Here is a 24,005-nt window from a genome sequence, read left to right on the forward strand (position 1 = left end):
GGCGGTGTTCGGCGGGTAGCGCTAAACTTTAGCTACCCCCGGTCAATGCTGTGTCTTGATTCAGCTGATGTCTTCTCTTTATCACAAGACTGACAAATTGTTTGCAGGTTATCTATCCGGTCATCGCCACCTTGACTAAGCGGAATCATGTGATCACAAACCCCATGATAAGCACCATGTAACTCAACTGAAGTTAAGACACCTTTGGCTTTACATATTTGGCATAAGAAGTTGTCACGATGAAATATAAACTCTCTTGTTCGTTGCCACACACGGCCTCCTCGACCTGACTGTTTATTACCAGCGCGCTTACGGCCGAAAGGTATACGCTTAGGACAAGGTTCATCCTTGTGTACTTTACGGCATTTGCTACACCAAGAACCCGGCTTACTTGCCATTTAACTTATCCTGGCATAGCAGTTGTGATTGGTCGCTCTGTTGTAGCGCTTCCATTCTTGCACGATGGAACTCTCTATCATCCTCATGCTTTTTATCTTCACGCTCATTACGCTTATGCTGAAACCGCCAGTTAACTAAGAACGTTAACGCAGCAAATACAATCCCCAGTAATATGGCCCATTCGTTCAAGCTTAAAATCCCTCCAGCTGCTGTGCCTAAGCTTGCACTGTAAGTCGTTGCACTTACTGCTTTTTGCATAGCTATATCACTAGTCTCTATTCGCATTATTCCAACTTCTTGCTCTTAATAATTGTTCATTACATTTACCAATCACCGACTCTAAATAAGCCGTATACTGGCTGTGTGATGCATTATCATCAATGACCTGAGCCACAACATTACATGGCTGTATAAACTCATCAGGCATCAGCACAAACTCATATTTAGTCTGAACCACCGTCTTTACTACAGGCTTCAACTCTTGCGTACTTGAACACGCTGATAACAGCAATAGGCACGCAATCATTAGCCCAGCTCTTAGTTGTCTCATCAGATGAAAGCCTTAACGCATCAAGCTGCGCAGTAGAGTATTGAAGTTGAGTTTGAATAGAAGTGAGCTGCTGCTGGTGATCAGCTCTTAATCTAGCGAGTAAGTCACGTTCCTTAAGTAATTGCTTATTCTGTTTATTAGCATCTGCCAGGCTATTAGCTAAGTATTCAGCATGAGTCTTATAACTTTGAACAGACGCTTTAAGTTGCTTATTATCATCAAGCGCCTTAGTTAAGTCAGACTCAAGGCCTACATACTTAACTACTGCAAAACCCAGCATGCTAGCCAAGCCAACAAAAACAACCTTATTTAAACTAAGCATTAGTTAACTCACTCAAACATAATTGTCGCTCCAGCTCTCGGCGCTTAACTAAGCCAGCTAACTTATGGCCATCAGCATAAACCCAACGGGGTAATTCATTACATGCCTTAAAGCGTTCACCCCTATTTAAATGCTTAAGCAACGTACTACTGCGAAAGTTCCCAGCACCCACGTTGTAATGAAACGACAAATAAGCGGCATGCTCACCAATAGAAAGCGGCTGTTTAACCGCTCTTAGTAACTGCTCATTATGATCACCTAAGTCCATAGCAAACAGGTTTAAGCATTCGTTCTCTGTATAGCTTTTTCCAAGCTCAGCCGTTTGGGTATGTCCAAAACAAGCTGTAACCACACCAACAGGATCCACATAACCTGTTCTTGCCTCACCCTCAAATTCAGCAACCATCACACCAGCCAGAGCAATAACGCCCGTAACACCAGCAGCTAATAGTTTGTTAACTTTCATTTAAGGCCTCAAAGCAAAAAACCCGCTTAGGCAAAAACCTAAGCGGGTTACAACAACAGGAATGTAAGGGTCAAAAAGCAGGCACAAAAAAGCCCAAGGTGTTAACCTCGGGCTTTATGATGCAGCTTTGCTAAGCTTACCTGAATTAGTATAGTTATTGCGCGCGCAATTGCAAACTATTTTTATAAATTACCCATTAGGGTTAAGTGGGCCAGTCAATACAGACTCTTTAGCATTCCTAAACGCAATGAACGCATCAATGCTAAAGCGGCTTGCAACTACTATTTCATCTACTGGTATAACTATAGAAAAGTCATTAATACTATTATGTTCAGACTCTTCATCGCTCTCATCATCAAAATACTCTTCATAATGTAAGTAATAATTGTTGTTGAAAACAATTTTCTTTTTTTCATCTACATAGCCACTCAAAAGTGGCAATAACGTAATATATTTAATCTCGCCAGACTCAAAATCAGGTGTTTCGGGTAAGCCAACATATACCTTCCCACAATCTAGCTCCACTCGTATCGGTTTAACTTCGATAGTCGAGTTAACAATTAGCATTTCAAGATCATTAGCAATTCTTGATAGTTCTTTATAAACATTTTGTTTACTTGAATGCCAGATACAAAACAAAATATTTATTGAACAATATAAAAATGCGATTAGAAAAATAACAACAGCTTTAATTACTTCCCAATAGGAAGTGCTCTGCTCTAAAAACGTTAATTCTGGTTTATCTTGAACTCTATCTACCAAACTAGACGGAAGATCAAAAAAATCGATAATTAACCATGTGATAGTTGCTAGTAAGACAAAAGCCAAGCCAGATAAGCCAGCTTTAAAGTAGATATGATATCCAGCACTTCTAACTAAGTGAAGTCGACGATGAGGATGATAGCTTTGGTAAAAGTACCCTAGTATCAACACAACCCCTAAAACTAAGGCACCCATAAAATCCTTTTACTTATTAACTTTTTTATTCTCGTCGTTTAACTGCTTTAATTTAAGGATCTGTTCTTTAATTTTAGCTTTAACAACATCATTTTGATGATTCAGGCTTACAATCCCATCTTTATCAATATTAACAGTTTCAAGCTGTTCTTTTTTAAAGTGACCATTACCTGATAGTGAGAAAAACATAATGACTCCTCCATTAATTGCGGCGAATTGTACACATATGTATAAAATTTGCCACCACAATTAATTACTAACACAGTACCCATATTTATGCAAATATTTTGTATCAAACTACGAATACCTTAATTCAACATAAAAATTTACTATGCTGCAGTTTTAATTAAAACCCCTTTAGCCATTAAATGACCTTCTAACCAAGCCGCACCACTTAACAGTAACTGCCTTGCTTTCGTTTCACCAATATCTAAATTTTTAGCTATTTGCCTAGTGCTCAGCTGCGAACGGTAGCTCATCATCACTACCTTCTTAGTCTTTGGCGCATACTGGCCTAGCATGGCCACAGCCTGGTCTATCAACAAACCCATATCATCATCAATCGCGGTAATGACATCGTTCGATGCAGAGCTTAGCGTAAGCCCTAAGCCAGCCTGAGACCAAACACCCCATTCATTAAGCAAATCATCAATAGTCGTAACTAACTGCATCATCATTCCCCGTTAAAGCCAAAAAACTAAATAAAACATCTTGGTCACCCTTATTTTTACTGTGACCACCTACCGTGACCGCTGAAACCCTTGCTATTACTGTATTGGTCATAGTGGTCATACTGGTCATAGTGTTTTTACATACACAAGAACAAACATATAAATAGAAGTACAAAACACGCGTGCCCGCTCGCACCCGCGCGCGTATGTGTGCGCAAAAATACCGTGACCACCGTGACCACCATGACCAACCCAACAACCACGCACCTTGCAGCGGTCACCGCTACTGGTCATGGTCATACTAAAAAGCTTATTTAGCATTCCAAAACCCCTCAGGCGGCACATAAAACGCAGGCCGTTTACCATCAACACGCTTTTTCTTCTTAGTAAATCCAAGCCTATGCATAATCTGGCCAACACGCTTTTGTTCAGGCGGACGCATAGCATGAGGATCCATACCAAGTACCTCAGTCATAATATCGGCCAGCGAATAATCCCCACGCATATTTTTAAGCAACCAATCATAAATAAGCCCTTCCCATACATCAGAATCAAACCTATCTTCCTGCTGCTCTTCAAACAAATGTTTATACTCATCAGTAGGCCACCACGGCATACCCTCATTAAATAAATGTAAAGCCTCAGCCCAAAGCTGGTCCCTATCACGGGCAATCGCATCCTGGCATATGTTCGTACACATCACAGGCCAATATCGTCGGTTACCTGTTGAGTCCTTTAAATACCTATCTTGGTTAGTGGTACCCACAAACACACATTGTCTAGGGAACTCCTGCACCATACGCCCATAGCTAGGTCGGTACCTATCAACTTGCGAACCAAAAAACTGTTTCGCCTTCGTATTTTCAGCCTTATTAAACGAATCAAGTTCAGCCAATTCAATACCCCACATGCCCTGCATCTGCTGAAACGTATCTTTTTCACCAAGCGCCATAGGGGTATCAGTAAACCAATCACCAAATAAGTTATGGCACATAGTCGATTTACCCAACCCCTGCGAACCTTCCAAAATCAACACCGAATCAACCTTAACCGGTGGCCGCATAACCCGCGCAACTGCCGACACCAAAAAGAATGTTCCAACCATAGCCGTATAATCAGTATTTTCAGCACCTAAATAAGTATGTAACCACGCAGCAACCCTAGGCGTACCATCCCACTTAACAGCATTTAAATACTCTTTCACAGGATGAAAAGCATGTTCCTCAGAATGAACAACAATAGCACCAATCACATCACTTGCTCTTGGCGTAAACCCATAGGTTTCAGAAAGGTAAATACGTAAACGCTCAGTGTCAGTATCGGTCCACTCACCCGGTTTACCCATTTTAAAAGGTGGCTTTTTACGCTTAATAATACGGTAACTAAAGTCGCAGTAACCCAAAACGCCCTCAAAAGCAGGGTCATTTTCAAGCACCAGCTTAGTGTTACTAATACTCGCTTGAGGCATACCCGAATTAGTTCTTTGGAAATGAGCTTGCCACTGCTCATCCCCCACTGAACGCTGTCGCGCGTCAGCGTTTTTCGGCGCCGGTATCCCCTCTTTTTTACCATCATTAGCACTCGGTTTGTTAACTACACTAAGTAGCTGTGTTTTAACCGCATCAAGCCCTGCACTAACATGTAAATCATTCCAATCGTTTAAAGTGCACCCCGCCATCATGCCGCCTTATCAACAACAGCAGCAAAGTCTGGTATAGCAACCAAACCACCCACCGCAGCTGCCGCATCATTAGCTAGGGTTACACCCGGGTTGCCCTTGGTATTAGCATCATCATCAGCACAAAATATAAATGTTTTATCAGTAAGCTTGTGTTTAAGCTCAGTCGCCACCGCCATTAAATTACCCGCATCCAGTGCCACAGCGCACGGCCAATTAGTCGCCATATGAATACTGGCTCCAGTAGCATAACCCTCACACACTGCCAAAATATTGCAGCTGCTCGCCTTACCAATAAAATGAAACAGTCCAGCCTTACGGCCATGCTTTAAAAACAACTTAGTGCCTTGCTCATTAATAACCTGAACATTCCAAAGCGCCTTATTAATATCAATTAACGGCATCACTAAATCTCCCCGCTTAAAATGTAAAAAACTAAAATCGCGGGTTTCCTTATCAGGTAAATCAGCAAAAAATTGTTTAATCTCTTTACCCCCCGTTACTGCCTCAGTCGTAAAGTCAGGGTTAAAAATCACAATAACAGCACATTTAAAGCTGCTTAAACCAAAACTGGCCACCTTTTTGGTAGCCAAATATTTATTAGAGTTAACCGGTTTAGTAAATTGCTCAACCAATAATTTGGAAAAATCAGCAATTACCCCCTGCCAACGCTGGCGCTCAGCTTCTTCTTTTTCTTGTTGCGCTTCGCGCGCTTTAGCACGTTTTGCAAATTCCTTTTTAAGTCTGGCTTGCTCTTCCGGCGATACCGGTTCACGCTTCATAACAAAACCATTATCTTTCGCCATTTTAAAAACAGTCGCAATGGTCGTACCGCCGCCAGCCTTAATACTGCGCCATGTACTCTTAATATCGCTCGGTTTATATTGCTCACTGCCAGCGCTCCAACTATCAAACGCATCAAAGCCTGTATCACCAAACTCATTTTTAATACCCATACCCACTTTAACCCACTCATCGCGTGAGCAACTAGGGTCAAGGTACTGCAACGCATCTTGTAAATCCTGCAAACTTGTTTGCTGCATTGTTATTATTCCTGTGTTGTTGTATTAAAGCGCTCCCTTAAATTAGTATGTTCAGTAACCAAACCAACAAACCAAAAAAAGGAAGCAAAACCATGTCAGATAAATTAAAGTTAATTTGTACTGCCTGTGGCAGCAAAGATTTTGAGTATCCAGCTCGACCGAAACCTAACGACCAAGTTACGTGTGCCGGCTGTGGTGCAGCCTCTACATACGGAGAGCTTCAAGCCCAAGCGGAAAAGGAAGCCAAGAAAATACTTGATGGGATCGGCAAAAATATTTTCAGGTAATTTTGTCAGTATTAATTCATACCCCGCTATCGCTTGTTGCAACTCAGAATTATCAACCGATAGCTCAACCTTTAAATTTTTAACCGCCATAAATCACCTGTATAAAAAAACATATATCACACGCTCTGCATGCCCTTATTGTTATTGGTCTAAAATTAACCACACAACAACACAGGAACAAACCTCATGAAAACCACAAAATTAAGCAGCGCGCTTACTTTCCTCAAGCGGATAAATATCAGGCCGAAGTTCATAGCGAGAAACTCCCGTTACTTTTTCGATAAGAATCACTTTATCAGGTGCAACTTTGCCTGTTCTTAGCCAGTAAGAGATATTTTGTTGAGAACTATTAATTGCTTTTGATAACTTAGTTTGCGCACCAGCGATCTTGATTGCTTTCTCTAAAGCTGGGTAGTTAGAGTTCATAATTCATCTCTATAAATAATTGTTAGGCACAAATAATACAAACAGCTTTGTTATTTTGCAACATGTATTTTTGTGGATACACAATACAAATTATTTTGTAACATTATAATTATTAAAATTTCATTAGGTTTGATATGAATAATTTAGGCGAACGTCTGAAACATGCATTGTTAACAAGAGGGATGGCTCAATCAAAACTCGCCAGTGAAATTGGTGTTAGTCAGCAATCAATTCAATATTTATGTTCTGGTAAAGCTCAAAAGTCAGGTAATACCGCATCTATAGCCAGAGTTCTAAATATATCTGCTGATTGGTTAGAAAAAGGCATTGGTCGAATGGAGGCTGACCCAGAAAATGTATTACCCAATTATAAAGTACTATCGAGTATTCCATTGATTAGTTGGATACAAGCTGGTCATTGGACAGATATTCACTTAGGCGATGTAGAAGAGTTTTATCCATGTCCTGAAAAGCATAGCAAACTTACTTATGCACTCGAAGTTCATGGTGAATCTATGTCACCCGATTTTATTAATGGTGAAATAATATTTGTTGATCCTGAAGTTGAAGCCCGCAATGGCTCATGTGTAGTTGTGCGTCAAAACGGCAATACCGAAGCTACATTTAAGCAGCTAATTATTGATGGCTCTCAAAAATACTTAAAAGCATTAAACCCAAACTGGCCAAACCCTATAATTGAAATGCTCCCCGACGCTGTAATATGTGGTGTGGTAATTGGTAGTTACCGTAAGCGTCTTTAAATACATATCATTAATAACCAAAAGGAAATACGGTTTATGAAATACTTAAAAGTAATTGCGCTTACTATATTGCTATCTGGTTGTACCAATAGTATGACAGCTCTTCCACCTGAATCTGGCAAAGTGACTACGATAGATTTCAAAAGCTATAAATTAGATGAAACATCATCTAGCTATGTTGGAGACCCTGTTCTGACAAGGAAAGCGTATAAAGCATACATAGAAAAAAAGAGGGTAACACCATCAAATAGTTTTCAGCTGACAGGAGGCTTAGCTAACGTCGCAATTGCCTTACATGCAAATATAGGAGATCAATTTCAAATCGTCGGAGTCAATGAAAGTGGGAATAGGATGATCGCTGTACCTGGCAGTCACTTATCTTTTGGAATTGATAAGAATGGACTTTGGGATCATACAATGGCCAGCGCTAGCTATTGGAGCTCTCCCGTGGGTGGTGGCTCTCCGTACACAATGACTCCTGATACAACTAAATTTACTGTTGTTGAAAGTGTGACGCCACTTACTGAAAGTGGATATATAAATCACGAATTAATTTTTACAGGCAAAGGCTCTAATGGGCTACATTTTATCTACCGTGAGTACACTTTTGAAAATATGGCAAAGCAAGCATTTAAGCAAGAACTTATATACCCTGCTGATTCAAAAGAAATACGATTTAAAAATTATAGAATAATTATTGAGTCAAGTTCATCTACAGAGTTAGTCTACAAAATAGCATCTCACTAACTATTATATTTATAATTCAGTTTATAACTAAACCGCTACGGCGGTTTTTTTATGCCTAAATTAAAGTCACTTTAAAATAAAACAAATTTATTTGTTTTATTTAGTTGACTAAAAACAAAGCTACAAGTAAATTAAATAACAAATCAATTTGTTATTTGAGCCACCATGAACACAATTCGCACAGAAACCGGATACCAGCTTGACGATATGCACGTTAATGCCAAGCCGTATTCTCGTTTACCAACCCAACAAGCCCGTACTTTGTTACTGGTAGCTAAAGGCCTACCACAAAAAAGCATAGCCAACGTGCTGGGCGTAAAGCTGTGTACCGTTCGCCAGGCATGTAACGAGCTCAGCTTTAAATTTAACACCCATTCCATGCGCCAAACGGTACACCAAGCAATCAAGCAAGGCGTGTTGCGCTACACAGTATGCATACTGCTTTGCCTAATAAGTACTGCAAATAACGACCTAGAGCGCAGTTTTAGAACTATTCGGGTAGCCCGAACAGTTCGCACCACCCGCTTACGCCGCATGCGTGAGCTGCAAAACGACTTACTAGAAGCCTAACGGCACAAGGAGAATACCCATGACCAAAGTATTTTTATTCCCAACAGCCCGAAATAACGCCGCCACGACCCCGTTACTTCACAAGCTAAAACAAGCACAACAGGTAAGTCCATTTCATTTAGTGATACCTCAGCTAAAAGCGGCCAATAACCCATACCCTGAGCCACCGCCAACCGCGGCATAACTCAGGGTAAAAGTTTCACAACCTGCTGGCGCGCACTTGCCCAACTAGCCCAGCCGAGTGGTTGCCGTAAGCAACCAACAACACAACAGGATAAAAGGACGAACAACCATGCTAAACGTATTTACAGCACTCGTAATAAACCAACTAAAGCAACGTATCAACTTTATAAACCAGCGTTTAAATGGCGAAGAGCTGCGCATTTATGAATCAGGCACCAAATATTGCGTAATCATGCTGGTAAATACTCACAACAACCAGGTATTAGCGACTACCGCACTAAATGCCAGCGCCCGTCGCGACTTATGCATGACCAAAGCATTTTTAAGCCTAATTGAAAACACCCGCACAACAAAAACAATACAGGCCGCATGAAAACACTAAAGAAAAACCTAATCGCAATGCTCTGGGTAATCGCACTCATTGCACTGCTAATTATTGAACAAGCCCTAGAGTAATGAGTTTAACCAGTAATTTCTGACAGCTCACTCAACGAGTGGGCCGAACTGAAGTTATTTAAACACCAGGATAATGAATATGAGTAACCAACCTTTATCAGTCGTCGATGTAATTGAAAACCTTGTCGGTGCATACAACCAAGAAGTAGCCGAGTTTGATCAAATGGTCACCGAAGTCGACCAGCTACAAGAACAAAACGACAAACTAACCACCTTGGTAAAAGACTACGAGCAAGGCGCGGCTGTATTGTTAAAAAAGACAGAAAATGCCGAAATAAAGCTGGCGCAAGCAAACCGAGAACGCGACCAGGCATTAACCAAAAATCAAGATTTAACCATTATGCTCAATGCCTTTAAAGAAATAGCCGGCACACCTAAAAAGCTGCGCGACAAAATTAAAAGCTATAAAGAGCGCCTTGAAAGCCAGCGCCTAGCAGCTGAGCAGCAAAAGCGCTACTACCAAGATGAGCGCAAGCTAACTAAGCAACTAAAAGCACAAATAGCTGAACTTGAAAACCGCTTAGATGTTGCATCAATAAACCAAATTTACAGAAGTGGTAACGACATAGTGCAAACCTACCCATACCACCTAGGCGGCATGGTTGAAGGGCACGACGAACAACAAACGCCCCTACTCTACTTACACCAAAGTGGCCGCGGCGGGTTAATACTGCTAAACAATGACGACGAAGCAGAACTAGTCGAAGCCCCAAAAGGTGGCCTGCGCCCAACCAAAGCCACCCTAGAACATTGCGGCAACTGGCTACGCCGCGCAAAAGCGAGAGGTTGGAAAATAGACGTAAAAGACCTTGAAGCACTCGCAAACAGTAACGACTAGCACTGAATAAAACCCATATATTCCTGAACTGAAAGGCAAACACTATGAAAGATACATGCAACTGTTTCACTGAAAATTTAGAACGCGTTAAAAATCATTTAACTGAATCGGGAGCAATACCTGAAGGCGCTATTGATATTAAAGTGCATTGGCAAAACCAAGTTTTTATTTTAAGTGAAGGTGATTTTTCACCAGTGAATCCAAAAATAAATATCGAATTTAGAGCACCAAAAAAAGGTGGTGGACACGCCCGCAATTTGCGTAAAAACGATGTTTCTATAATAGCTACCCATTGTTGTTATTGCGGCCGTAAATACAACCGTGCCGACTAATGAACAGCTTTGAGCAAGCAACGCTCGAAACCTTGGTCAGTTTTAAAGCCAAAGACCAAAAAGAGATCAGCCGCTTACTAACTAACAAAAAGCTTCAACAAGAAGCCTGCCAGCTAGTTAAAAAGTGGAACGACAAACGTAAACAACTGGGCTTAGTCCCATGGGAATAACAGGAACCACCATGAACACAGAACTAAACGACGTAATGCTCGACCTAGAAACCATAGGCCAGCACTCAAACGCGGTCATCGTCTCTATTGGCGCCGTATTCTTTAACCCAATCACAGGCAACATTGGTGCAGAATTTTACCAAGTCATCGACATAGAAGATGCTATGAAATACGGCACAGTAGACGGCGCAACCCTTAAATGGTGGATGAAAAAAAGCGACGAAGCCCGCGCTATTTTTAATGACAAAGACACCATGCCATTAAAAGACGCCCTACTCGAACTTAACGACTGGTTATACCAAATTGAAGGCTATAAAAACCGTATTATTTGGGGTAATGGTGCCACATTCGACAACGTTATTTTATCAAACGCCTACACCGCAACCAAAATGACCAAAGCCTGGCATTTTAGTAACGACCGCGACGTCCGTACTGTTGTTGATATTGGCCGGCGCTTACTAGGAATCGACCCTAAAAAATCGAATAAATTTACCGGTAAACCCCACAACGCTCTCGACGATGCTAAACACCAGGCTAAATATGTAAGCGATGTATTTAAACAACTAAAGCTAGTCACTTATGCACAAATTTAAACGCCACAGCGTAGCCCAACAACGGGCCCGCATACGCCAATTTTATAATCGTAGACATACAGTAAAAAACACACAGCCAAACGAGAGGAAGGTGACATATGAAAAAGCCTAAATTAATGAAAGCCCGCTGCTGGGCCAAAAACCACTTTCATAACGACTCACTACCAAGTTATCAATCACTTCGCGACTGGGTAGCAACCGGTTATGTACTAGGTGAATTGGTAGGCCCAGGCCAACAAGTGTATATTTACGAAGACCAACAACCAGGAACGCATGCAAAAGCAAAAGAAATTGCATTGCAACTAGCAGCGAATAGCTAACATGGCACCAAGAAAACGACTTAACAAAAACCGAGACCTGCCGCCGTTTTTATACTTTGATAAAAACGCCGGCTATCAACTCAAACTGGTAAACGGCAAGCGTAAAATAATCAGCCAAAACCGTACCGAAGCAATAATCATTGCCAACGAGTACAACCGTATAAAACGCGGCGGCTCATTACTAGATGACCTGATCAACGACACCGCCTCAAAAACCAGTTTTAGCAGCTTGGTAGATAAAATAATTGAGCGCATGACCGCCGATAAAAAGCCCGGCAGCAGTGTTGTATCTACTTGGTTAAACGACGCCGAGCGCGTTAAATCATACTTCACAATGCCAGGCGAAGAAATAACCCTAAGCGACGTAACCGACTACATGGATCACTTTCACCAAAGCGCCAGTAACAACGTATACAACCGCAAATTAAGTTTTCTTGAACTGGTATTCGATTACGCCAAAGACACAGGCCATATGACGACCAACCCTGCAGCGCTTAAAATTAAAAAACCAAAAGAAGCCAAAAAACGTAAAGCCCTGGACGTAAACGCATTTGAAAAAATACGCGCAGCCGCTCCACTCTGGCTAAAAACAGCCATGGACTTAACCATGCAAACCACCCACGCAGTGCTTGAAGTATCGCGCATAGAATACAAACTAAAAAAAGCAGAGCCAGGGCGCTGTGGTTGCATTTGGTATAAAGAACCACTCACAGATCAATACGGCAAAATATATGGCGAACTGGCTATACACCGCCAAAAAACCTATAAAAGTGAAGCGTCGCACGTGATCATACCCATCAACGACACAATAAAAGCCATTATCGACAACAGCCGCGACAACACCGTATCGCCCTACGTCGTGCACAAGCTCCCTAAAAAGAACTCAAACCCAACCAGTGCATTGGTAAACCACATCACCCAAATAGTAAGCAAAAACATCAGCCGCGAATTTTCAAACGTACGCGACCAACTGGGCCTATACAGCAACCTAAAACCAGAAGAACGCCCAACGTACCACGAGATACGCGGCCTATCAGCACGACTAATAAAAGCCCAAGGCTGGGATCCACAAACCCGCATGGGCCACTCTGATAGTAAATCAACCAAAGTCTACACCGAATTCGGCAAGCAAATAGAATGGGTGCAAGTGCCCAATTTGACTGTGAACCTAAGCTAAATAGCAAGTGAGCTACTAAGCCGAAAGATACATAAAATTTAAGCGATGAATGCAAAAACCCGCTAATTAGCGGGTTTAAGATTTCAGGTTATTTATTATTTTATCTTATAGTTTGTACTTTGTGTTCAAGTATTCATAGGTTCTATTAAAGGCAGCTTTTGTATTTCGTAAAACATATAGACATTCTGGAATATCATGTGGGTTAATAAAGTGATGTCCACTACGTCCAATCTCAGTAATAAAGCCATCAATTTGCGCAATCACAGCCTCTAGCTGTAAATTAACTAATTTAGCACTATCTATGTTCAATTTATCCCTGAGCCTCTTCACTACAGGGCAGGTTTTTCGAAGTTTCCAAGAATATAAATTGAAATGAGGACCAAGCTTTCTAGCTGCGTTAGTTTCTTTTGGAACAAAATCGGAGTACACATCTCCTCCTGTACTTTCTAACTCGTCCAATATTTTTGTCAAAAAATCTAAAAGTCTTTGCTGTTTGTCATACTCAATTTGTTCTTTAAATTGCTTACGTTGTTCTTCTAAATTTTCTTTACTCAATATCTCAGATGACTTAATAGCCTCAGTCGTATGCTCATTTGCTTTTGCTTGTTCTTTATTACTTTTTGACTGTAAATAAACAGTATAAATAATACCTAAAAATGAGAAGAACGAGAGAATAGGGCCTAATACACCACCAAAGAAAGCACCAAAATGAGACCATGTTTCAGTAGTTCCACCAAAACCCACTCCAACGCCTTTAAACCATAAAAAATAAACGCCACCGATACATATAAAAGCAAGAGCTATAAGTACAATCAAGAGCCATTTTGGTGGCGTTTCACTATTAGAGTTAGACATAAATATCCCTTTTAAATTGTAGTTATATATCAATAAGCTCTTTCTGGAACACCAAGCAATCTTAAAATTTCATTTTTAACACTTCGTAGTTCATGAGCTGGTAACGAATTAGGCGCTTTGTTAAATATACTATACCCTTTAGCATATCTTTCTCTATAGCTATCATAAGCATCTGAGGTATAGCTATTCATCAAGTACATATTAGGCTTACCCGATAAACTATTAAATAATTTCAATAGCTCCTCTTGGTCTAATTCGTTTTTTTCTTGCTGTTTAAAATAAATATCTCTCTCTTCTTCATAATCATCTGCACTTTCATCAAACAAACCGTAGTAACCAGGACTGAATGCATAATGGGTTGATACTGCAACCATCAATAACGCGAGTTTAGTTTTTTCATTTTTTTTCTCTGAAAAGCTTTTAGCTAAATGACTTAAGTTATAAAAAGCTCTTACGTTGCGATCTTTAATTTCATTGATTTTCGCAGGCCCTATTATCAAATCAGGCTCTAAAACATCAAAATATTTTTCAGCCATCATGAAACCAATATCGATAAATACGAAATCATAGTTATCTATTATCGGCTTTAAGCCATTAGGAGAAGTAGAGTAAGGTATATTTACCAAGTCATTCGTAAAACTCATTTTATCTGAGCTTTCAACTTCTATCGTTCTGGGGAATGGGTAGTTATGTTTAATAGACATTTCACCAAACATGGCGCAACCATTATGGTCAGAGATAACAAGTACCTCATACCCATCTGCCATAAGCGCGGTGCTAATATCAATAGTAAGCAATGTATGCCCAGCACCTCCTTGGCCACCATAAAAACTAACAAGTTTTCCTAATTTACCTTGCTTATTTGGCGGGTAAGGTAATCCATGCTTCAAACAAAACAACTCAAGTGTTGCTGGCGGTATGTTTAAGCTGCTACCAGCGGTCACCGGCGCTTCATACCTTTGCCATAATCGCAGGTTCTTATAAACACTACCTGCCGCTTGTTGACTCGATAAACCTAATTTTTTACGTAATTCTCTTAAGTTTTCGGGAGTAATTCTCTCCATTTACTACGTCCTTTTTAATATGCAATAATCAAATACGAACTTCACGACGTAATTTGTACCATAGGACGTACATCTTTTCACTTTTTAATGAACAAAATTGCTTGTATCTTTTCCTCAACGAAAACAGCAGGAAATACCAAATGCAAAACAACAAAGCGCTACAACTTAAAAACGAACTAGATAAAAACATCTACCAAGCAGAAGCCGCAATTAACGCGCTATGTATTGAAGATCACTTTGAAGCGATGGATAAAGACACCCTAGCAGGCATGCTATGGGTATTATCTGACAAGCTAGAGAAAATTAAATGTAGTGTTAGAAGAATTTCGGCATATAAAAACCCGCTAAATTAGCGGGTTTTGTTTAGATGGATACTAATTTAATTTGTTATTTAACATGTCATAACTTGGCAAATTTAATGGGCTTTTTGTAGTTCTGAAATTAATAACGCTGTACTCACTCGATTATTGCATGCATGATTTTGTTAACATGGAGCCTCGCAGTTGATTTTAAAAAACCAAATTCGGTCAACGTCATACGATATCTCATCACCAAAACCTAGCTCCCGGCGAATAAGATTGCGAAGCTTGTTTAACTCAATTAGGTTATTTATTTCTTTCTCGTCTTTATTTGGGCCGCACATGAGAAGAATAAACAAATTAATTAGCTCCGCACTTTCACAGGTTAAGCATAATTCATTGTGACACTGTCTAGCCTCACTGATAGTCGAGTACTGTTTCTCTGGTGAAACTGTTTCTCCTTTATCATCTTGGGATTCGATGAGATGACTAAGGTGAGCGTCCAAGAGTTTTAATGCGCGGAGGCATGCGGAGTATTTCAGCTCATATTTCATCGTGCTGATATACTTGCTGGTCTCTATTTCAGACTTGATCTCCTCAACCTTATAAGTTATTTCTTTAATATCTTCTTTGGTTGCTGTATTTTTCGCTTTTTCTTCGAGGTACTTGGGGAAATAATTTTTCTTGAAAAAATAAAGAAATAATATTCCTATTAAAGCTAGCAATTGTAATACGAGTTGTAATGTTTCCATAGGTTCCATCCGGTTTTATAGCGCAGTAATCTCACATGGTTATGCTGATACCACACTCACTTTTGTACTTCATATAGTTTTAACATGTCACCTAATATATTACTACCAGTAAACCTTCTTTTATCTCAAAGCAAAGCTAAAAAGACCAGTATATTCGCTTCGCTCATTTTTCTTGATGCGTGAGAAATCATCAGTTTGACCACTACATTAGAGGTTATATTTCTTCTATATCTTCTTATCGTTGTATTCATCAGTTGAAACCACAACTTTAAACGGTCACCTATTAAACATATAAACATATAAACATAAAATCAGATACGAGCTGTTATAATAAACAACTGTATCCAATGTATTACCATTTATATTGTAACACTGACCGAATTTTTAGTTGGTATATGCAAACTCAGCACACGGTTTATGTAATCTAATGCTCCTTGTTACCACTCCTTCTAAACAAAAATCATCTTGAGATGATACATAAACAGGCAAGTGTTCGTCTGAGGCCGACATCAATAAACGTTTTTCTTTATGGATTATTTTACAGACGAAGCTTCCATTGTAAGTAGCTACCACAATGTCGCCCGTACTTACATTAATTGCGCGATCGACAATTAATAGATCACCATCAAATATACCCACTCCCTGCATAGACGCCCCAGATGCAACCTCAATAAATGTAGCATCTGGGTGTTTTATAAGTAACTCATCTAGAGTCAAACCCAGCTCTTTATACTGAGCAGCCGGCGATTCAAATCCAGTAATACCCGCCTCGATATAAATAGGAATAACGAACATACACACACCAAAATAAAATGCTGTCTATTTATACAGTGCAAATTAGATCGATTCATTTTGAAATGATAAAGTGTCTGCTTAGGAAAGTGAGGCTTTTGATTAAGATTTTCTAATGAGTTGTTTATATTGAGTTTTACTGATAATTTAAATACTCGATTTGTAACAAGCGCCCTAACCACTTGATTTTATTGAATTGTAAAAATGATAAAAATTACAAAATTAACTGTACATAAAATCAGTTAATTTCATTTATAGTTTATAAATTACAATAACTTAACTCAATATAGCGTCACATCATGGGGTGGCAGGGGTCGAGAGTTCGAATCTCTCCATACCGACCAATTAATTACCTCTATATCAATAAATTAAACTTCTCTTCAAAATATAGCCAAAACTCATCTGTTTTGATTCTACAATTTATCTGTAGCACTATCTTATTTATCTAAGCGCACTTAATAAAACAGAGTTTAGCTGGCAAGTTTTGTGGTTTTTGAGGGGTTTGTATTTAATTGTTATTAACTTGAAGTGGCCTTTGTGGAATCTGTATGAAGGCATTTGATTTCAATTTATTGAAATTAAAATAAAAAAGCGCACTAAGCGCTTTTCTTTACTAGAGTACTAGTGCTTGCGCCCTACACCATTACGTACCATGTCTTGCCCTGTTTGGAATACGTCTTCTGTAATACCGCGCGCTAAAAGTAGCTTTTGTTGGTCGTCAAACACAGCAACAAAACGGCTGCCATCTTTGTTATTAGTAGCCATACCAACACCGGCAACACCTTTAAGTCCAAAACCACCGTTTTCGACATCTATTAAAAAGCTTTCTAGTTCGGCTAAAGTATCAATTACGTCATTTTCATTATTCATTTTAAAACTCTTTTAGTAAGGCCTTGATCATTATGGTGGCTATTTTATAGAGAAGAGCCAAAAACTTAAACCCTTGGCTCAGGTTAGTAACTAAATAGACTTTATAGCTAACTCTAAATTGCTTAGCGCACAACCAAACTCTTTTGCATTAACGCGATGATACTGTGTGTCACTCGTTGCTGTAAGGCTAATTATAAACTCATCTTGTTGAGCTACCGCACTTTGCTCTTGGCTTAGGCACATCGCTTGAGTAAGTGATCGCAGTTTTGAATTTGTTAAAATTGAGCCAAAACGCTGCACTGGCAGTGGAGGTATTTTTATAGCGGGTAACGCTTCATCTATTGTGCGTGCGCTTAAGGTAAACGTGTTATTGGTAATTTCAATTACACTGCTTGTAGGCCAATACGAGTAGCTATAGCTCTTACTCTCAGGTTGTGCTTTACCTTGGTTAGCTAAATGCACTACACCACTTTTGCCTATTACGGTTATTAAACTACCTTCTGGCGATTTAATAACAACCAAAGCCGTATTTTCGTCAATACCAAAACCATGTTGAATCTCTGTTTTAGTCTTTTTTACTTCATTTTTATTTAACGCCGCTGCGAGCCTAAATGTACGGTTTTGTTCGCTAAACTGAGTATCTAGTACACCAAAATTAAAGCTGCCAAGTCCACCAGCATTAGTGTTATTTTCATTTTTGCGAAGTGCCTCAAGGCTTGTCGTATTTGTAAGCATGCCCGTCACTTTACTTTGGATTGCTGCGCCCGCGCCTTCACCTACAATTACTGGGCGAGTTTGCAATGCTTGCGTCCACGGGTATGGATTATTGTTTTGATCAAATAATACCTTGTGAGTTAATGCTGCATTACCGCTATTAAACATCACACCGGTACTATTTTTAATAAGTGATACAAGTGCATTAGTGCCACTTTTGCATAAAGCGTATTCGGACTTTGTGTACTCTGGATAAATTGCTTCCCGGTTATACACATTCATTAATGTATTTCTGAGAACGGGTAATTCATCGCACGAGTTACTCGTAATCGCTTTAGCAAGTGCTGGCGTTAGTGCTAACCATTGAGTGTTTATATTTGATTGTGCTAAAAGACTCTGCGCTACATCTGCCGACTCATAAGGGTCGCGGCTCGAAGCCGTAATAGCAAGCATGGTTGGTTTTGCGTTATTAACTTTTAAACTGCCCGACACAAATTGTAAAATATTATTAGTCGCAACCTCATTATTAAAATCGGTATTTACTTGCTCTTTTAAACGCTCACCGTTTTTATTAAGTAGCGGTACTTCTAGCATATCAAATACAAAGTTGTACTCTTGCTGAGTCAGGCTTTCTAATTGCTGGTTATTTATATCGCGCCACTGCCAGAGTAAATCTGTTTTTGATACGCTATTTGACGATTTACTTTGTATGGTTTTAAGTGTTTTTAATACAGCCGTTTTTGCCTCAACATTATTATTAGGCCAATGCTGCGCGATGTTTTTTATTTGAGAGCTGCTAAGTGTATATAAATTATGTGACTTACCATCAATAGCAGTCTCTTTTTGGCAATTATTAAGCTTGGCGCTAGTACAGGTAGTAAGCTCTGACCCCACTAAAATTAAAGTTTGGCTTTGCTCTTGAGCCACTGCATTTATCGAAAAACCGGCACCGAACAATGCCACTACCATACCCAGTAACTTCGGCTGTTGATCACGTAAAAATGCACATATCATAATGTAAACTCTAATATAAATAATAAAACTAATGTGCTGTAGTTTAACAGCTAGCCACTTGCGCCTAAATATATTTTTATAAATGTTAAATAATTCAAGTCTCTGAAAAACGATAGGGTTAAGCACTGCATTTAAATACATTGTTTAGTTTACCCCTCTGTCTTTGTAAATATCATCTAAACAAATTTAAACGGAGCATTTATTGACCAATTTCATTGTTTAAATTACGGTGGTGAATTATTTTATGTAACTGGGGTGAAATATGGACTTTTCTAATGAAGAGATAAATTTTTTTGCTGAGTTATTTAAGCCTAATAAAAAGTCACATGCTCACAACAGTCACGTTTTAACGTTACAAAGTTCAGTACCAGCCAATATTGCTCACTTACTTAGTAGCGCTAATTTAACCCTGCTCGCAGAAGTTGCACACTATCAGTTATGGTTTCCGTTGGACTTAAAAATTGATAGCGCCGGTATAATCAAACCTATTTTAAACGCCCCCGAAGTAATAGACACACAAGGCACACTGCGCAGTTGGCGCTGGAGTGAGCTAAATATTAAAAGCCAAGGGTTTAAAATTGAATCAATATCAAACACGGGGATGTTTTTAAAACCCCTCCGAAAAGGTAACCATTTAAATAAATCGCAGCACATGGAATTTATTTTGCCTAACAAACAAAGTATTTCGATGGAAATAGAACCCGTAAGGCAAAGCACACAAGGTATAGCCGCTAAAATAACGCAAATCCATAGCGGTCAAGAGCAACTAAGAGCTTACCTATTTGAAGAACATAAACGTCAACATGCTAAATTATACGAGAATGGCCAATTAGTTGAGCAGCTAATTTAATAGGTGTTTACCCCGCTATACTTGCATTTAGTTGGCTTTATTTAACCCCCTCTCAATGTTAATCTGTACCCTTATTAATAAATCATAAGGATATGACAATGCCAGGTGCTTTTGCGCACATCACTGCCGTTAATATTGCAACGCAAACCAAGTCACTCGCTAAAATGGATATGCCTAAAAAAGCAAAGCTTATTTTAAGCCAACGCCAAGCATACCTTGAACTAGGCTGTGTAGCCCCCGATTATCCTTACTTAGCTGTAGCGCAGCCTAGCCAAAATGCGTGGGCCGACCTAATGCACTATGAGCACACAGGCGATTTACTTAAAGCCATGATTGAATACTGCAAAACACTTGAAAGTGAAGCATTTGAAAAGTGCTTTGCTTGGTTATGCGGTTATATGGCCCATGTTGCTGCGGATATAACGGTGCATCCGGTTGTTGAATTAAAAGTAGGCCCGTATGAGCAAAATCAAACGGCGCACCGTGCCTGCGAAATGAACCAAGATGCATTTATTTGGCAGCGTTTAAATTTAGGTGAGTTAGGTTATGCTGACCGCGTGCAACAAAATATTGGATCTTGTACTAACAAAGACGATAATTTTGATACCGATATTGCAAAAATTTGGCAACATGCTTTATTAACGGTTCACCCAAGCTACGCTGCACAACACGCTCCTAACTTTAATTCATGGCATAACGGTTTTCAGCTTGTAGTAAATAATGTTGAAGAAAGCTATCGATTATTTGCCTGTGCACGCCATGTTGCTGCTGATTTAGGCTTGTTTTATCCTCGCCCAAACGAAGTAGACCCCACTTTTATTGAACAACTAAAAACGCCGCACGAGCCTATGCACTACAACGATATTTTTGACTTTGCCGTTAGTAACATTCAGCACTACATAACCATTATTGCCAATGCCGTATTTTTAGATACTGATTACAGTGCAATTAAAAATTGGAACCTAGATACAGGCTACGATGAACACAACACGATGACGGTATGGAGCAAATAAAATGAAACACTTACTTTGTATAAGCCTCATAGTATTACTTAGCGGTTGCTACACTTCAAAAAATAACAATCCAGAAGTGATGGCCGACTTAGCCTCGCAATTAAAAGATATTGCTACAGCCGTTGATGGCACATTAAAATTTAGTGAAACACCCTATTCAACAACTGATGAGTTATTAAAAGCTGCTGTTAATAACGATTTAAGCAAACTTGCACCCTTTGGGGAATACACGCTTATCGTGAACATACAAGATGATAACGCAGTGCTACTCTTATGTGATGCCAATACTGCTTTAATTGAAGATGCAGGCTGTACTGCTCAATCAGATATACAGCATTGGGGAGCTGAGGCTATTCATCAGTGCGAAATAACCATAAACGCCCAACAGCTCTGTAATTAGGTAATAAAACCCAGCTAGTTTTATAGAACATACATACCTTAGGTGTATATGTTCTATATAGTGCCCACTAAATACATTTAAAGTTGAGCCGTCATCTCTTTAGGGTTAAACACTAAGCCATGGCGACTAACATGTTCTGCAAAATTTTCGGCTGGCATTGGTTTAGCAAAGTAAAAGCCCTGAAATTCTTTACACCCCATTTGCGTCATTATTGCTACTTGCTCTTGGGTTTCTACTCCTTCGGCTACACACTTAATATCAAGCTCTTCACACATAACGTGCACCGCTTTAACTAAACTTTTTTGACGCGTAGAGCTCGTTACTTGGCTTATTAATGAGCGATCTAACTTGAGCTTGTTAATAGGGTAATCGGCAAGGCGTGCAATATTAGAATAACCCACCCCAAAATCATCGACCGAAATAGTAAAACCCCACGATTGCAGCGTTTGCATAAGCTTTAGCGAATGCGCTTGGTTTGCCTCAAGAGAGGTTTCAGTCAGTTCTAACTCTATTTGAGGTGGCTTTACGTTAAAGTCGGCAAGGTATTTAACCAGTTTTGACATAAAATCGGTTTGGCTAAAATCAATTAGAGATATATTTATTGCCACCGGCACACTCGGTAAACCCGCCTTGGTCCAATCGGCAATTTGAGCGCACACCTTTTGAATAATCAGGTCGGTTAGCCGACTAACCATTCTGTATTCTTCGGCAATAGGAATAAATACCACTGGCGACACATTACCCAGTATTGGACTGTTCCAACGCGCTAAGGCTTCAAGCCCTATACATTGACCCGTTGCATCTACTTTAGGTTGATAGTGCACCGACAAATCGCCTTGTTGAAGCGCTTCATCTAATAACATTGAAATTTCGTATTTTTCGATAAAAGCGTGTGATTGTTTTTCGTTATAACCACTTAGAGGCATATTACAATTTGCTAGTTTAAGTGCTTCGCATGCATTGCTAAGTACTGTTGTGCTGTTTTTTCCATGATCAGGATACTTTGCAAAACCAAATAAAAACGATTGCTGACACTTAGTGCCAAATACATTATATGTTCTATCTAATGTATTTTTTATTTGCATTAATAGCTTATCTTCAAGCTCGCTTTGCGAGTTTGTCCCAATTATAAAAGCAAGCTTTCCTACTCCTATATGAGCACACAAAAGGGGCCCATCTGGCATCGCTTTTAAACGCTTGTACGCGTTAATAAGTAATGCTTGAGAGTCGGCTTTAGTGAGCTTCAAATTTAAGTATTCACTATTTGCACTTTGCGCAACAACGATATAAAAACCTTTTTGGTATTTGCTTGTTAATCTGTCGCATTGCAGCTCAAACCATTCTCTATTAGGTAGTTTGGTTTGCGAGTCTCTAAAGCGTAAACGTTTATTTTCTTGTTCCATCATCGATAAATTTTGTTTAATGAGCTGCTCTTGCGTGCAATCGTAAAAGTCGTATACACGGTAGTTTGTACTCATTGTTATTTGCTGATAACTGGCTTTAAAATAACTTTTTTTGTACTTCACAGTTTTATTTTGAGCATTAGAGTCGTCAAAGACTAAGGCAGGAAATAAATGAGAAAGATTAACGCTTCCTTCTTTTAATTCTTTTTTTATACCAAACATATCAATAGCATGTTGATTAAAATCAGTAATGACAAGATTTTCGTCAACAATAATTTTGGCTTTATTTGATTCGGTGAACAGGCTTCGATAAAGCTCATTTTTATCTTTAAGGTGTGTATTAGCGCTTATCATTGTTTTGTTTAAACGCTTAGCAGCCACAATTGTGCGCGCCACAGCAAGGGGAATACAAATGTTAAAAAATAAAAATATAAGCCCTGTAATGTATAAGTCAGCGTCGGGAAGTTGTTGAGCTATGCCCGTTAAACCCGAGACATCAACGTTATTGATGATCATATAAAACGGCGCAATATTTAATACGCCATAAGCAAGGGCTGTTCTATAACCAAGTAGCATAAGTGCTATTATCGGGCAGGAATACATATACATAGAACCCACTTTAGCAAGTTCTAGATCTGTTAAAAATAAGTTCATTGACACGCTAGCAGCTACAATGGCTATTAAAAGTGCATGAGCGCTAAAGTGATAAAAACGCTTACTTGCTATAAGTAAACCACATGCAGTAGCAAGAAAGCTGCTTGTTAATACAACAATATAAATTAAGTTAAATTCAATAGCGCTTGTGTACGTGTGGCACGCCACAGCAAAGCATAACACCATTACTAATGATAGAATAATGCGCAGTGCACTTATTCGCCAATTGGCAACCTGACCAGGGGCTGAATAATGGTCATTTAATAAAAAGAACCTATTGAAAAAATGCATAATAAACAACAGTTAAAGCTCATTCTTCTATTAGACATTGATAACTTGTTAAAATCAATAAAATGAATATAATTTCTATTTACATAGT

General features: G+C 39.4%; 35 protein-coding genes. 16 read left to right on the forward strand and 19 right to left on the reverse strand.

The annotated features are described in order from the left end of the window. Window positions 1–32 precede the first annotated feature (32 nt). From L659_RS1000000124110 to L659_RS1000000123220, 11 genes are all read right to left on the reverse strand, one after another. Window positions 33–398 carry an HNH endonuclease gene (locus tag L659_RS1000000124110; RefSeq protein ID WP_024590506.1) on the reverse strand — a complete coding sequence of 122 codons (366 nt, stop codon included), beginning with the start codon at window positions 396–398 and terminating at the stop codon, window positions 33–35. Further along, on the reverse strand, window positions 388–684 hold the full coding sequence (locus tag L659_RS0110465) for a phage holin family protein (RefSeq protein WP_029769877.1): 297 nt from the start codon (window positions 682–684) through the stop codon (window positions 388–390). Before L659_RS0110465 ends, L659_RS1000000124110 begins: the two co-directional genes overlap by 11 nt. Continuing rightward, window positions 668–856: a hypothetical protein gene (locus L659_RS1000000124115; RefSeq protein ID WP_196812470.1), complete on the reverse strand. Its 189-nt coding sequence runs from the start codon at window positions 854–856 to the stop codon at window positions 668–670. The genes L659_RS0110465 and L659_RS1000000124115 overlap by 17 nt, the downstream gene beginning before the upstream one ends. Then, window positions 843–1,271, reverse strand: a complete 429-nt coding sequence (locus L659_RS0110470) for a hypothetical protein (RefSeq protein WP_024590508.1) — start codon at window positions 1,269–1,271, stop codon at window positions 843–845. Before L659_RS0110470 ends, L659_RS1000000124115 begins: the two co-directional genes overlap by 14 nt. Continuing rightward, the gene (locus L659_RS0110475) at window positions 1,264–1,737 is read right to left on the reverse strand and encodes a lysozyme (RefSeq protein ID WP_024590509.1); all 474 of its coding nucleotides are present in this window, start codon (window positions 1,735–1,737) and stop codon (window positions 1,264–1,266) included. The genes L659_RS0110470 and L659_RS0110475 overlap by 8 nt, the downstream gene beginning before the upstream one ends. Before the next feature lie 189 nt (window positions 1,738–1,926). Continuing rightward, window positions 1,927–2,694, reverse strand: a complete 768-nt coding sequence (locus L659_RS0110480; RefSeq protein WP_024590510.1) for a hypothetical protein — start codon at window positions 2,692–2,694, stop codon at window positions 1,927–1,929. Between the two features lie 9 nt (window positions 2,695–2,703). Further along, window positions 2,704–2,883 carry a hypothetical protein gene (locus L659_RS0110485; protein WP_024590511.1) on the reverse strand — a complete coding sequence of 60 codons (180 nt, stop codon included), beginning with the start codon at window positions 2,881–2,883 and terminating at the stop codon, window positions 2,704–2,706. A 140-nt stretch (window positions 2,884–3,023) separates the two neighbouring features. Beyond that, entirely contained in the window at window positions 3,024–3,365 is a 342-nt protein-coding gene (locus L659_RS0110490; RefSeq protein ID WP_155946443.1) for an antiterminator Q family protein, read from the reverse strand. A 126-nt stretch (window positions 3,366–3,491) separates the two neighbouring features. Further along, a complete protein-coding gene (locus L659_RS0110495) occupies window positions 3,492–3,686 on the reverse strand; it encodes a hypothetical protein (RefSeq protein ID WP_024590513.1) in 195 nt (64 codons plus the stop codon). Then, window positions 3,676–5,043, reverse strand: coding sequence for a virulence-associated E family protein (locus L659_RS01000000122985; protein ID WP_050581768.1), 1,368 nt, complete (start codon window positions 5,041–5,043; stop codon window positions 3,676–3,678). Before L659_RS01000000122985 ends, L659_RS0110495 begins: the two co-directional genes overlap by 11 nt. Next, the gene (locus tag L659_RS1000000123220; protein WP_050581767.1) at window positions 5,043–6,086 is read right to left on the reverse strand and encodes a PriCT-2 domain-containing protein; all 1,044 of its coding nucleotides are present in this window, start codon (window positions 6,084–6,086) and stop codon (window positions 5,043–5,045) included. The genes L659_RS01000000122985 and L659_RS1000000123220 overlap by 1 nt, the downstream gene beginning before the upstream one ends. A 92-nt stretch (window positions 6,087–6,178) precedes the next feature. Here L659_RS1000000123220 and L659_RS0110505 point away from each other — a divergent pair, with 92 nt between their 5' ends. Continuing rightward, window positions 6,179–6,373 carry an ECs_2282 family putative zinc-binding protein gene (locus tag L659_RS0110505; protein ID WP_024590514.1) on the forward strand — a complete coding sequence of 65 codons (195 nt, stop codon included), beginning with the start codon at window positions 6,179–6,181 and terminating at the stop codon, window positions 6,371–6,373. Window positions 6,374–6,574: 201 nt separating this feature from the next. On the opposite strand, the gene L659_RS0110510 is transcribed toward L659_RS0110505, so the two are convergent. Next, complete coding sequence (locus L659_RS0110510; protein WP_024590515.1) at window positions 6,575–6,799, reverse strand: transcriptional regulator; 225 nt, start codon at window positions 6,797–6,799, stop codon at window positions 6,575–6,577. A gap of 134 nt (window positions 6,800–6,933) precedes the next feature. Here L659_RS0110510 and L659_RS0110515 point away from each other — a divergent pair, with 134 nt between their 5' ends. The 11 genes from L659_RS0110515 to L659_RS0110570 all read left to right on the forward strand — a co-directional run bounded on the left by L659_RS0110515 (window position 6,934) and on the right by L659_RS0110570 (window position 12,946). Then, window positions 6,934–7,560 carry a LexA family protein gene (locus L659_RS0110515; protein ID WP_024590516.1) on the forward strand — a complete coding sequence of 209 codons (627 nt, stop codon included), beginning with the start codon at window positions 6,934–6,936 and terminating at the stop codon, window positions 7,558–7,560. A gap of 36 nt (window positions 7,561–7,596) precedes the next feature. Next, window positions 7,597–8,307 carry a hypothetical protein gene (locus L659_RS0110520; protein WP_024590517.1) on the forward strand — a complete coding sequence of 237 codons (711 nt, stop codon included), beginning with the start codon at window positions 7,597–7,599 and terminating at the stop codon, window positions 8,305–8,307. Between the two features lie 165 nt (window positions 8,308–8,472). Then, window positions 8,473–8,877 carry a helix-turn-helix transcriptional regulator gene (locus L659_RS0110525; protein WP_024590518.1) on the forward strand — a complete coding sequence of 135 codons (405 nt, stop codon included), beginning with the start codon at window positions 8,473–8,475 and terminating at the stop codon, window positions 8,875–8,877. A 19-nt stretch (window positions 8,878–8,896) separates the two neighbouring features. Next, the gene (locus L659_RS1000000123705; protein WP_155945824.1) at window positions 8,897–9,061 is read left to right on the forward strand and encodes a hypothetical protein; all 165 of its coding nucleotides are present in this window, start codon (window positions 8,897–8,899) and stop codon (window positions 9,059–9,061) included. 108 nt (window positions 9,062–9,169) lie between these two features. Further along, complete coding sequence (locus L659_RS0110535) at window positions 9,170–9,433, forward strand: hypothetical protein (protein WP_024590519.1); 264 nt, start codon at window positions 9,170–9,172, stop codon at window positions 9,431–9,433. A 162-nt stretch (window positions 9,434–9,595) separates the two neighbouring features. Then, the gene (locus L659_RS0110545) at window positions 9,596–10,354 is read left to right on the forward strand and encodes a hypothetical protein (RefSeq protein WP_024590520.1); all 759 of its coding nucleotides are present in this window, start codon (window positions 9,596–9,598) and stop codon (window positions 10,352–10,354) included. A gap of 44 nt (window positions 10,355–10,398) precedes the next feature. Continuing rightward, window positions 10,399–10,686, forward strand: a complete 288-nt coding sequence (locus tag L659_RS0110550; protein ID WP_024590521.1) for a hypothetical protein — start codon at window positions 10,399–10,401, stop codon at window positions 10,684–10,686. Beyond that, window positions 10,686–10,856, forward strand: a complete 171-nt coding sequence (locus tag L659_RS1000000123710) for a hypothetical protein (protein ID WP_155945823.1) — start codon at window positions 10,686–10,688, stop codon at window positions 10,854–10,856. Before L659_RS0110550 ends, L659_RS1000000123710 begins: the two co-directional genes overlap by 1 nt. Window positions 10,857–10,867: 11 nt before the next feature. Further along, window positions 10,868–11,449, forward strand: a complete 582-nt coding sequence (locus L659_RS0110560) for a 3'-5' exonuclease (RefSeq protein ID WP_024590522.1) — start codon at window positions 10,868–10,870, stop codon at window positions 11,447–11,449. Between the two features lie 98 nt (window positions 11,450–11,547). Then, window positions 11,548–11,769, forward strand: a complete 222-nt coding sequence (locus tag L659_RS0110565; protein ID WP_024590523.1) for a hypothetical protein — start codon at window positions 11,548–11,550, stop codon at window positions 11,767–11,769. Between the two features lies 1 nt (window position 11,770). After that, entirely contained in the window at window positions 11,771–12,946 is a 1,176-nt protein-coding gene (locus L659_RS0110570) for a tyrosine-type recombinase/integrase (RefSeq protein WP_024590524.1), read from the forward strand. Window positions 12,947–13,051: 105 nt separating this feature from the next. Here L659_RS0110570 and L659_RS0110575 read toward each other — a convergent pair whose 3' ends face one another. Both L659_RS0110575 and L659_RS0110580 read right to left on the reverse strand, forming a co-directional pair. Beyond that, window positions 13,052–13,801: a hypothetical protein gene (locus L659_RS0110575; protein WP_024590525.1), complete on the reverse strand. Its 750-nt coding sequence runs from the start codon at window positions 13,799–13,801 to the stop codon at window positions 13,052–13,054. 29 nt (window positions 13,802–13,830) lie between these two features. Continuing rightward, complete coding sequence (locus L659_RS0110580) at window positions 13,831–14,865, reverse strand: hypothetical protein (RefSeq protein WP_024590526.1); 1,035 nt, start codon at window positions 14,863–14,865, stop codon at window positions 13,831–13,833. A 140-nt stretch (window positions 14,866–15,005) separates the two neighbouring features. On the opposite strand from L659_RS0110580, the gene L659_RS0110585 reads away from it, so the two are divergent. After that, window positions 15,006–15,218: a hypothetical protein gene (locus tag L659_RS0110585; protein WP_024590527.1), complete on the forward strand. Its 213-nt coding sequence runs from the start codon at window positions 15,006–15,008 to the stop codon at window positions 15,216–15,218. 131 nt (window positions 15,219–15,349) lie between these two features. On the opposite strand, the gene L659_RS0110590 is transcribed toward L659_RS0110585, so the two are convergent. The 4 genes from L659_RS0110590 to L659_RS0110605 all read right to left on the reverse strand — a co-directional run bounded on the left by L659_RS0110590 (window position 15,350) and on the right by L659_RS0110605 (window position 19,306). Further along, window positions 15,350–15,916: a hypothetical protein gene (locus L659_RS0110590; RefSeq protein ID WP_024590528.1), complete on the reverse strand. Its 567-nt coding sequence runs from the start codon at window positions 15,914–15,916 to the stop codon at window positions 15,350–15,352. Between the two features lie 384 nt (window positions 15,917–16,300). Next, window positions 16,301–16,711 (reverse strand): LexA family protein, encoded by a 411-nt coding sequence (locus tag L659_RS0110595; RefSeq protein ID WP_024590529.1) that lies wholly within the window; start codon window positions 16,709–16,711, stop codon window positions 16,301–16,303. Between the two features lie 618 nt (window positions 16,712–17,329). After that, on the reverse strand, window positions 17,330–17,578 hold the full coding sequence (locus L659_RS0110600; protein ID WP_024590530.1) for a hypothetical protein: 249 nt from the start codon (window positions 17,576–17,578) through the stop codon (window positions 17,330–17,332). 90 nt (window positions 17,579–17,668) lie between these two features. Continuing rightward, the gene (locus L659_RS0110605) at window positions 17,669–19,306 is read right to left on the reverse strand and encodes a cyanophycinase (protein ID WP_024590531.1); all 1,638 of its coding nucleotides are present in this window, start codon (window positions 19,304–19,306) and stop codon (window positions 17,669–17,671) included. Window positions 19,307–19,568: 262 nt separating this feature from the next. Between L659_RS0110605 and L659_RS0110610 the strand changes: the two genes are divergently transcribed. From L659_RS0110610 to L659_RS0110620, 3 genes are all read left to right on the forward strand, one after another. Then, window positions 19,569–20,156, forward strand: coding sequence for a hypothetical protein (locus L659_RS0110610; protein WP_024590532.1), 588 nt, complete (start codon window positions 19,569–19,571; stop codon window positions 20,154–20,156). Window positions 20,157–20,254: 98 nt separating this feature from the next. Continuing rightward, window positions 20,255–21,169 carry a zinc dependent phospholipase C family protein gene (locus L659_RS0110615; protein ID WP_024590533.1) on the forward strand — a complete coding sequence of 305 codons (915 nt, stop codon included), beginning with the start codon at window positions 20,255–20,257 and terminating at the stop codon, window positions 21,167–21,169. Window position 21,170: 1 nt separating this feature from the next. Then, window positions 21,171–21,569: a hypothetical protein gene (locus L659_RS0110620; protein ID WP_024590534.1), complete on the forward strand. Its 399-nt coding sequence runs from the start codon at window positions 21,171–21,173 to the stop codon at window positions 21,567–21,569. Window positions 21,570–21,646: 77 nt separating this feature from the next. On the opposite strand, the gene L659_RS1000000123415 is transcribed toward L659_RS0110620, so the two are convergent. Next, window positions 21,647–23,917 carry a putative bifunctional diguanylate cyclase/phosphodiesterase gene (locus L659_RS1000000123415; RefSeq protein ID WP_024590535.1) on the reverse strand — a complete coding sequence of 757 codons (2,271 nt, stop codon included), beginning with the start codon at window positions 23,915–23,917 and terminating at the stop codon, window positions 21,647–21,649. Window positions 23,918–24,005 lie beyond the last annotated feature (88 nt).

Origin of the sequence: Pseudoalteromonas sp. S8-8 (assembly GCF_000497875.1) — a bacterium.
Classification (GTDB): domain Bacteria; phylum Pseudomonadota; class Gammaproteobacteria; order Enterobacterales; family Alteromonadaceae; genus Pseudoalteromonas; species Pseudoalteromonas arctica.

Excerpts from the sequence above, each read along its gene's own strand:
- L659_RS0110480 (WP_024590510.1), bottom strand. The coding sequence starts at position 2,694 with ATGGGTGCCTTAGTTTTAGGGGTTGTGTTGATACTAGGGTACTTTTAC.
- L659_RS0110570 (WP_024590524.1), top strand. The coding sequence starts at position 11,771 with ATGGCACCAAGAAAACGACTTAACAAAAACCGAGACCTGCCGCCGTTT.
- L659_RS1000000124110 (WP_024590506.1), bottom strand. The coding sequence starts at position 398 with ATGGCAAGTAAGCCGGGTTCTTGGTGTAGCAAATGCCGTAAAGTACAC.
- L659_RS1000000123415 (WP_024590535.1), bottom strand. The coding sequence starts at position 23,917 with ATGCATTTTTTCAATAGGTTCTTTTTATTAAATGACCATTATTCAGCC.
- L659_RS1000000123705 (WP_155945824.1), top strand. The coding sequence starts at position 8,897 with ATGACCAAAGTATTTTTATTCCCAACAGCCCGAAATAACGCCGCCACG.
- L659_RS0110525 (WP_024590518.1), top strand. The coding sequence starts at position 8,473 with ATGAACACAATTCGCACAGAAACCGGATACCAGCTTGACGATATGCAC.
- L659_RS0110585 (WP_024590527.1), top strand. The coding sequence starts at position 15,006 with ATGCAAAACAACAAAGCGCTACAACTTAAAAACGAACTAGATAAAAAC.
- L659_RS0110560 (WP_024590522.1), top strand. The coding sequence starts at position 10,868 with ATGAACACAGAACTAAACGACGTAATGCTCGACCTAGAAACCATAGGC.
- L659_RS0110535 (WP_024590519.1), top strand. The coding sequence starts at position 9,170 with ATGCTAAACGTATTTACAGCACTCGTAATAAACCAACTAAAGCAACGT.
- L659_RS0110590 (WP_024590528.1), bottom strand. The coding sequence starts at position 15,916 with ATGGAAACATTACAACTCGTATTACAATTGCTAGCTTTAATAGGAATA.
- L659_RS0110505 (WP_024590514.1), top strand. The coding sequence starts at position 6,179 with ATGTCAGATAAATTAAAGTTAATTTGTACTGCCTGTGGCAGCAAAGAT.
- L659_RS0110490 (WP_155946443.1), bottom strand. The coding sequence starts at position 3,365 with ATGCAGTTAGTTACGACTATTGATGATTTGCTTAATGAATGGGGTGTT.
- L659_RS0110470 (WP_024590508.1), bottom strand. The coding sequence starts at position 1,271 with ATGCTTAGTTTAAATAAGGTTGTTTTTGTTGGCTTGGCTAGCATGCTG.
- L659_RS0110605 (WP_024590531.1), bottom strand. The coding sequence starts at position 19,306 with ATGATATGTGCATTTTTACGTGATCAACAGCCGAAGTTACTGGGTATG.
- L659_RS0110595 (WP_024590529.1), bottom strand. The coding sequence starts at position 16,711 with ATGTTCGTTATTCCTATTTATATCGAGGCGGGTATTACTGGATTTGAA.
- L659_RS0110615 (WP_024590533.1), top strand. The coding sequence starts at position 20,255 with ATGCCAGGTGCTTTTGCGCACATCACTGCCGTTAATATTGCAACGCAA.
- L659_RS1000000123220 (WP_050581767.1), bottom strand. The coding sequence starts at position 6,086 with ATGCAGCAAACAAGTTTGCAGGATTTACAAGATGCGTTGCAGTACCTT.
- L659_RS0110510 (WP_024590515.1), bottom strand. The coding sequence starts at position 6,799 with ATGAACTCTAACTACCCAGCTTTAGAGAAAGCAATCAAGATCGCTGGT.
- L659_RS0110545 (WP_024590520.1), top strand. The coding sequence starts at position 9,596 with ATGAGTAACCAACCTTTATCAGTCGTCGATGTAATTGAAAACCTTGTC.
- L659_RS1000000123710 (WP_155945823.1), top strand. The coding sequence starts at position 10,686 with ATGAACAGCTTTGAGCAAGCAACGCTCGAAACCTTGGTCAGTTTTAAA.
- L659_RS0110550 (WP_024590521.1), top strand. The coding sequence starts at position 10,399 with ATGAAAGATACATGCAACTGTTTCACTGAAAATTTAGAACGCGTTAAA.
- L659_RS0110610 (WP_024590532.1), top strand. The coding sequence starts at position 19,569 with ATGGACTTTTCTAATGAAGAGATAAATTTTTTTGCTGAGTTATTTAAG.
- L659_RS0110565 (WP_024590523.1), top strand. The coding sequence starts at position 11,548 with ATGAAAAAGCCTAAATTAATGAAAGCCCGCTGCTGGGCCAAAAACCAC.
- L659_RS0110600 (WP_024590530.1), bottom strand. The coding sequence starts at position 17,578 with ATGAATAATGAAAATGACGTAATTGATACTTTAGCCGAACTAGAAAGC.
- L659_RS0110485 (WP_024590511.1), bottom strand. The coding sequence starts at position 2,883 with ATGTTTTTCTCACTATCAGGTAATGGTCACTTTAAAAAAGAACAGCTT.
- L659_RS01000000122985 (WP_050581768.1), bottom strand. The coding sequence starts at position 5,043 with ATGGCGGGGTGCACTTTAAACGATTGGAATGATTTACATGTTAGTGCA.
- L659_RS0110520 (WP_024590517.1), top strand. The coding sequence starts at position 7,597 with ATGAAATACTTAAAAGTAATTGCGCTTACTATATTGCTATCTGGTTGT.
- L659_RS0110580 (WP_024590526.1), bottom strand. The coding sequence starts at position 14,865 with ATGGAGAGAATTACTCCCGAAAACTTAAGAGAATTACGTAAAAAATTA.
- L659_RS0110575 (WP_024590525.1), bottom strand. The coding sequence starts at position 13,801 with ATGTCTAACTCTAATAGTGAAACGCCACCAAAATGGCTCTTGATTGTA.
- L659_RS0110495 (WP_024590513.1), bottom strand. The coding sequence starts at position 3,686 with ATGCTAAATAAGCTTTTTAGTATGACCATGACCAGTAGCGGTGACCGC.
- L659_RS0110620 (WP_024590534.1), top strand. The coding sequence starts at position 21,171 with ATGAAACACTTACTTTGTATAAGCCTCATAGTATTACTTAGCGGTTGC.
- L659_RS0110465 (WP_029769877.1), bottom strand. The coding sequence starts at position 684 with ATGCGAATAGAGACTAGTGATATAGCTATGCAAAAAGCAGTAAGTGCA.
- L659_RS0110515 (WP_024590516.1), top strand. The coding sequence starts at position 6,934 with ATGAATAATTTAGGCGAACGTCTGAAACATGCATTGTTAACAAGAGGG.
- L659_RS0110475 (WP_024590509.1), bottom strand. The coding sequence starts at position 1,737 with ATGAAAGTTAACAAACTATTAGCTGCTGGTGTTACGGGCGTTATTGCT.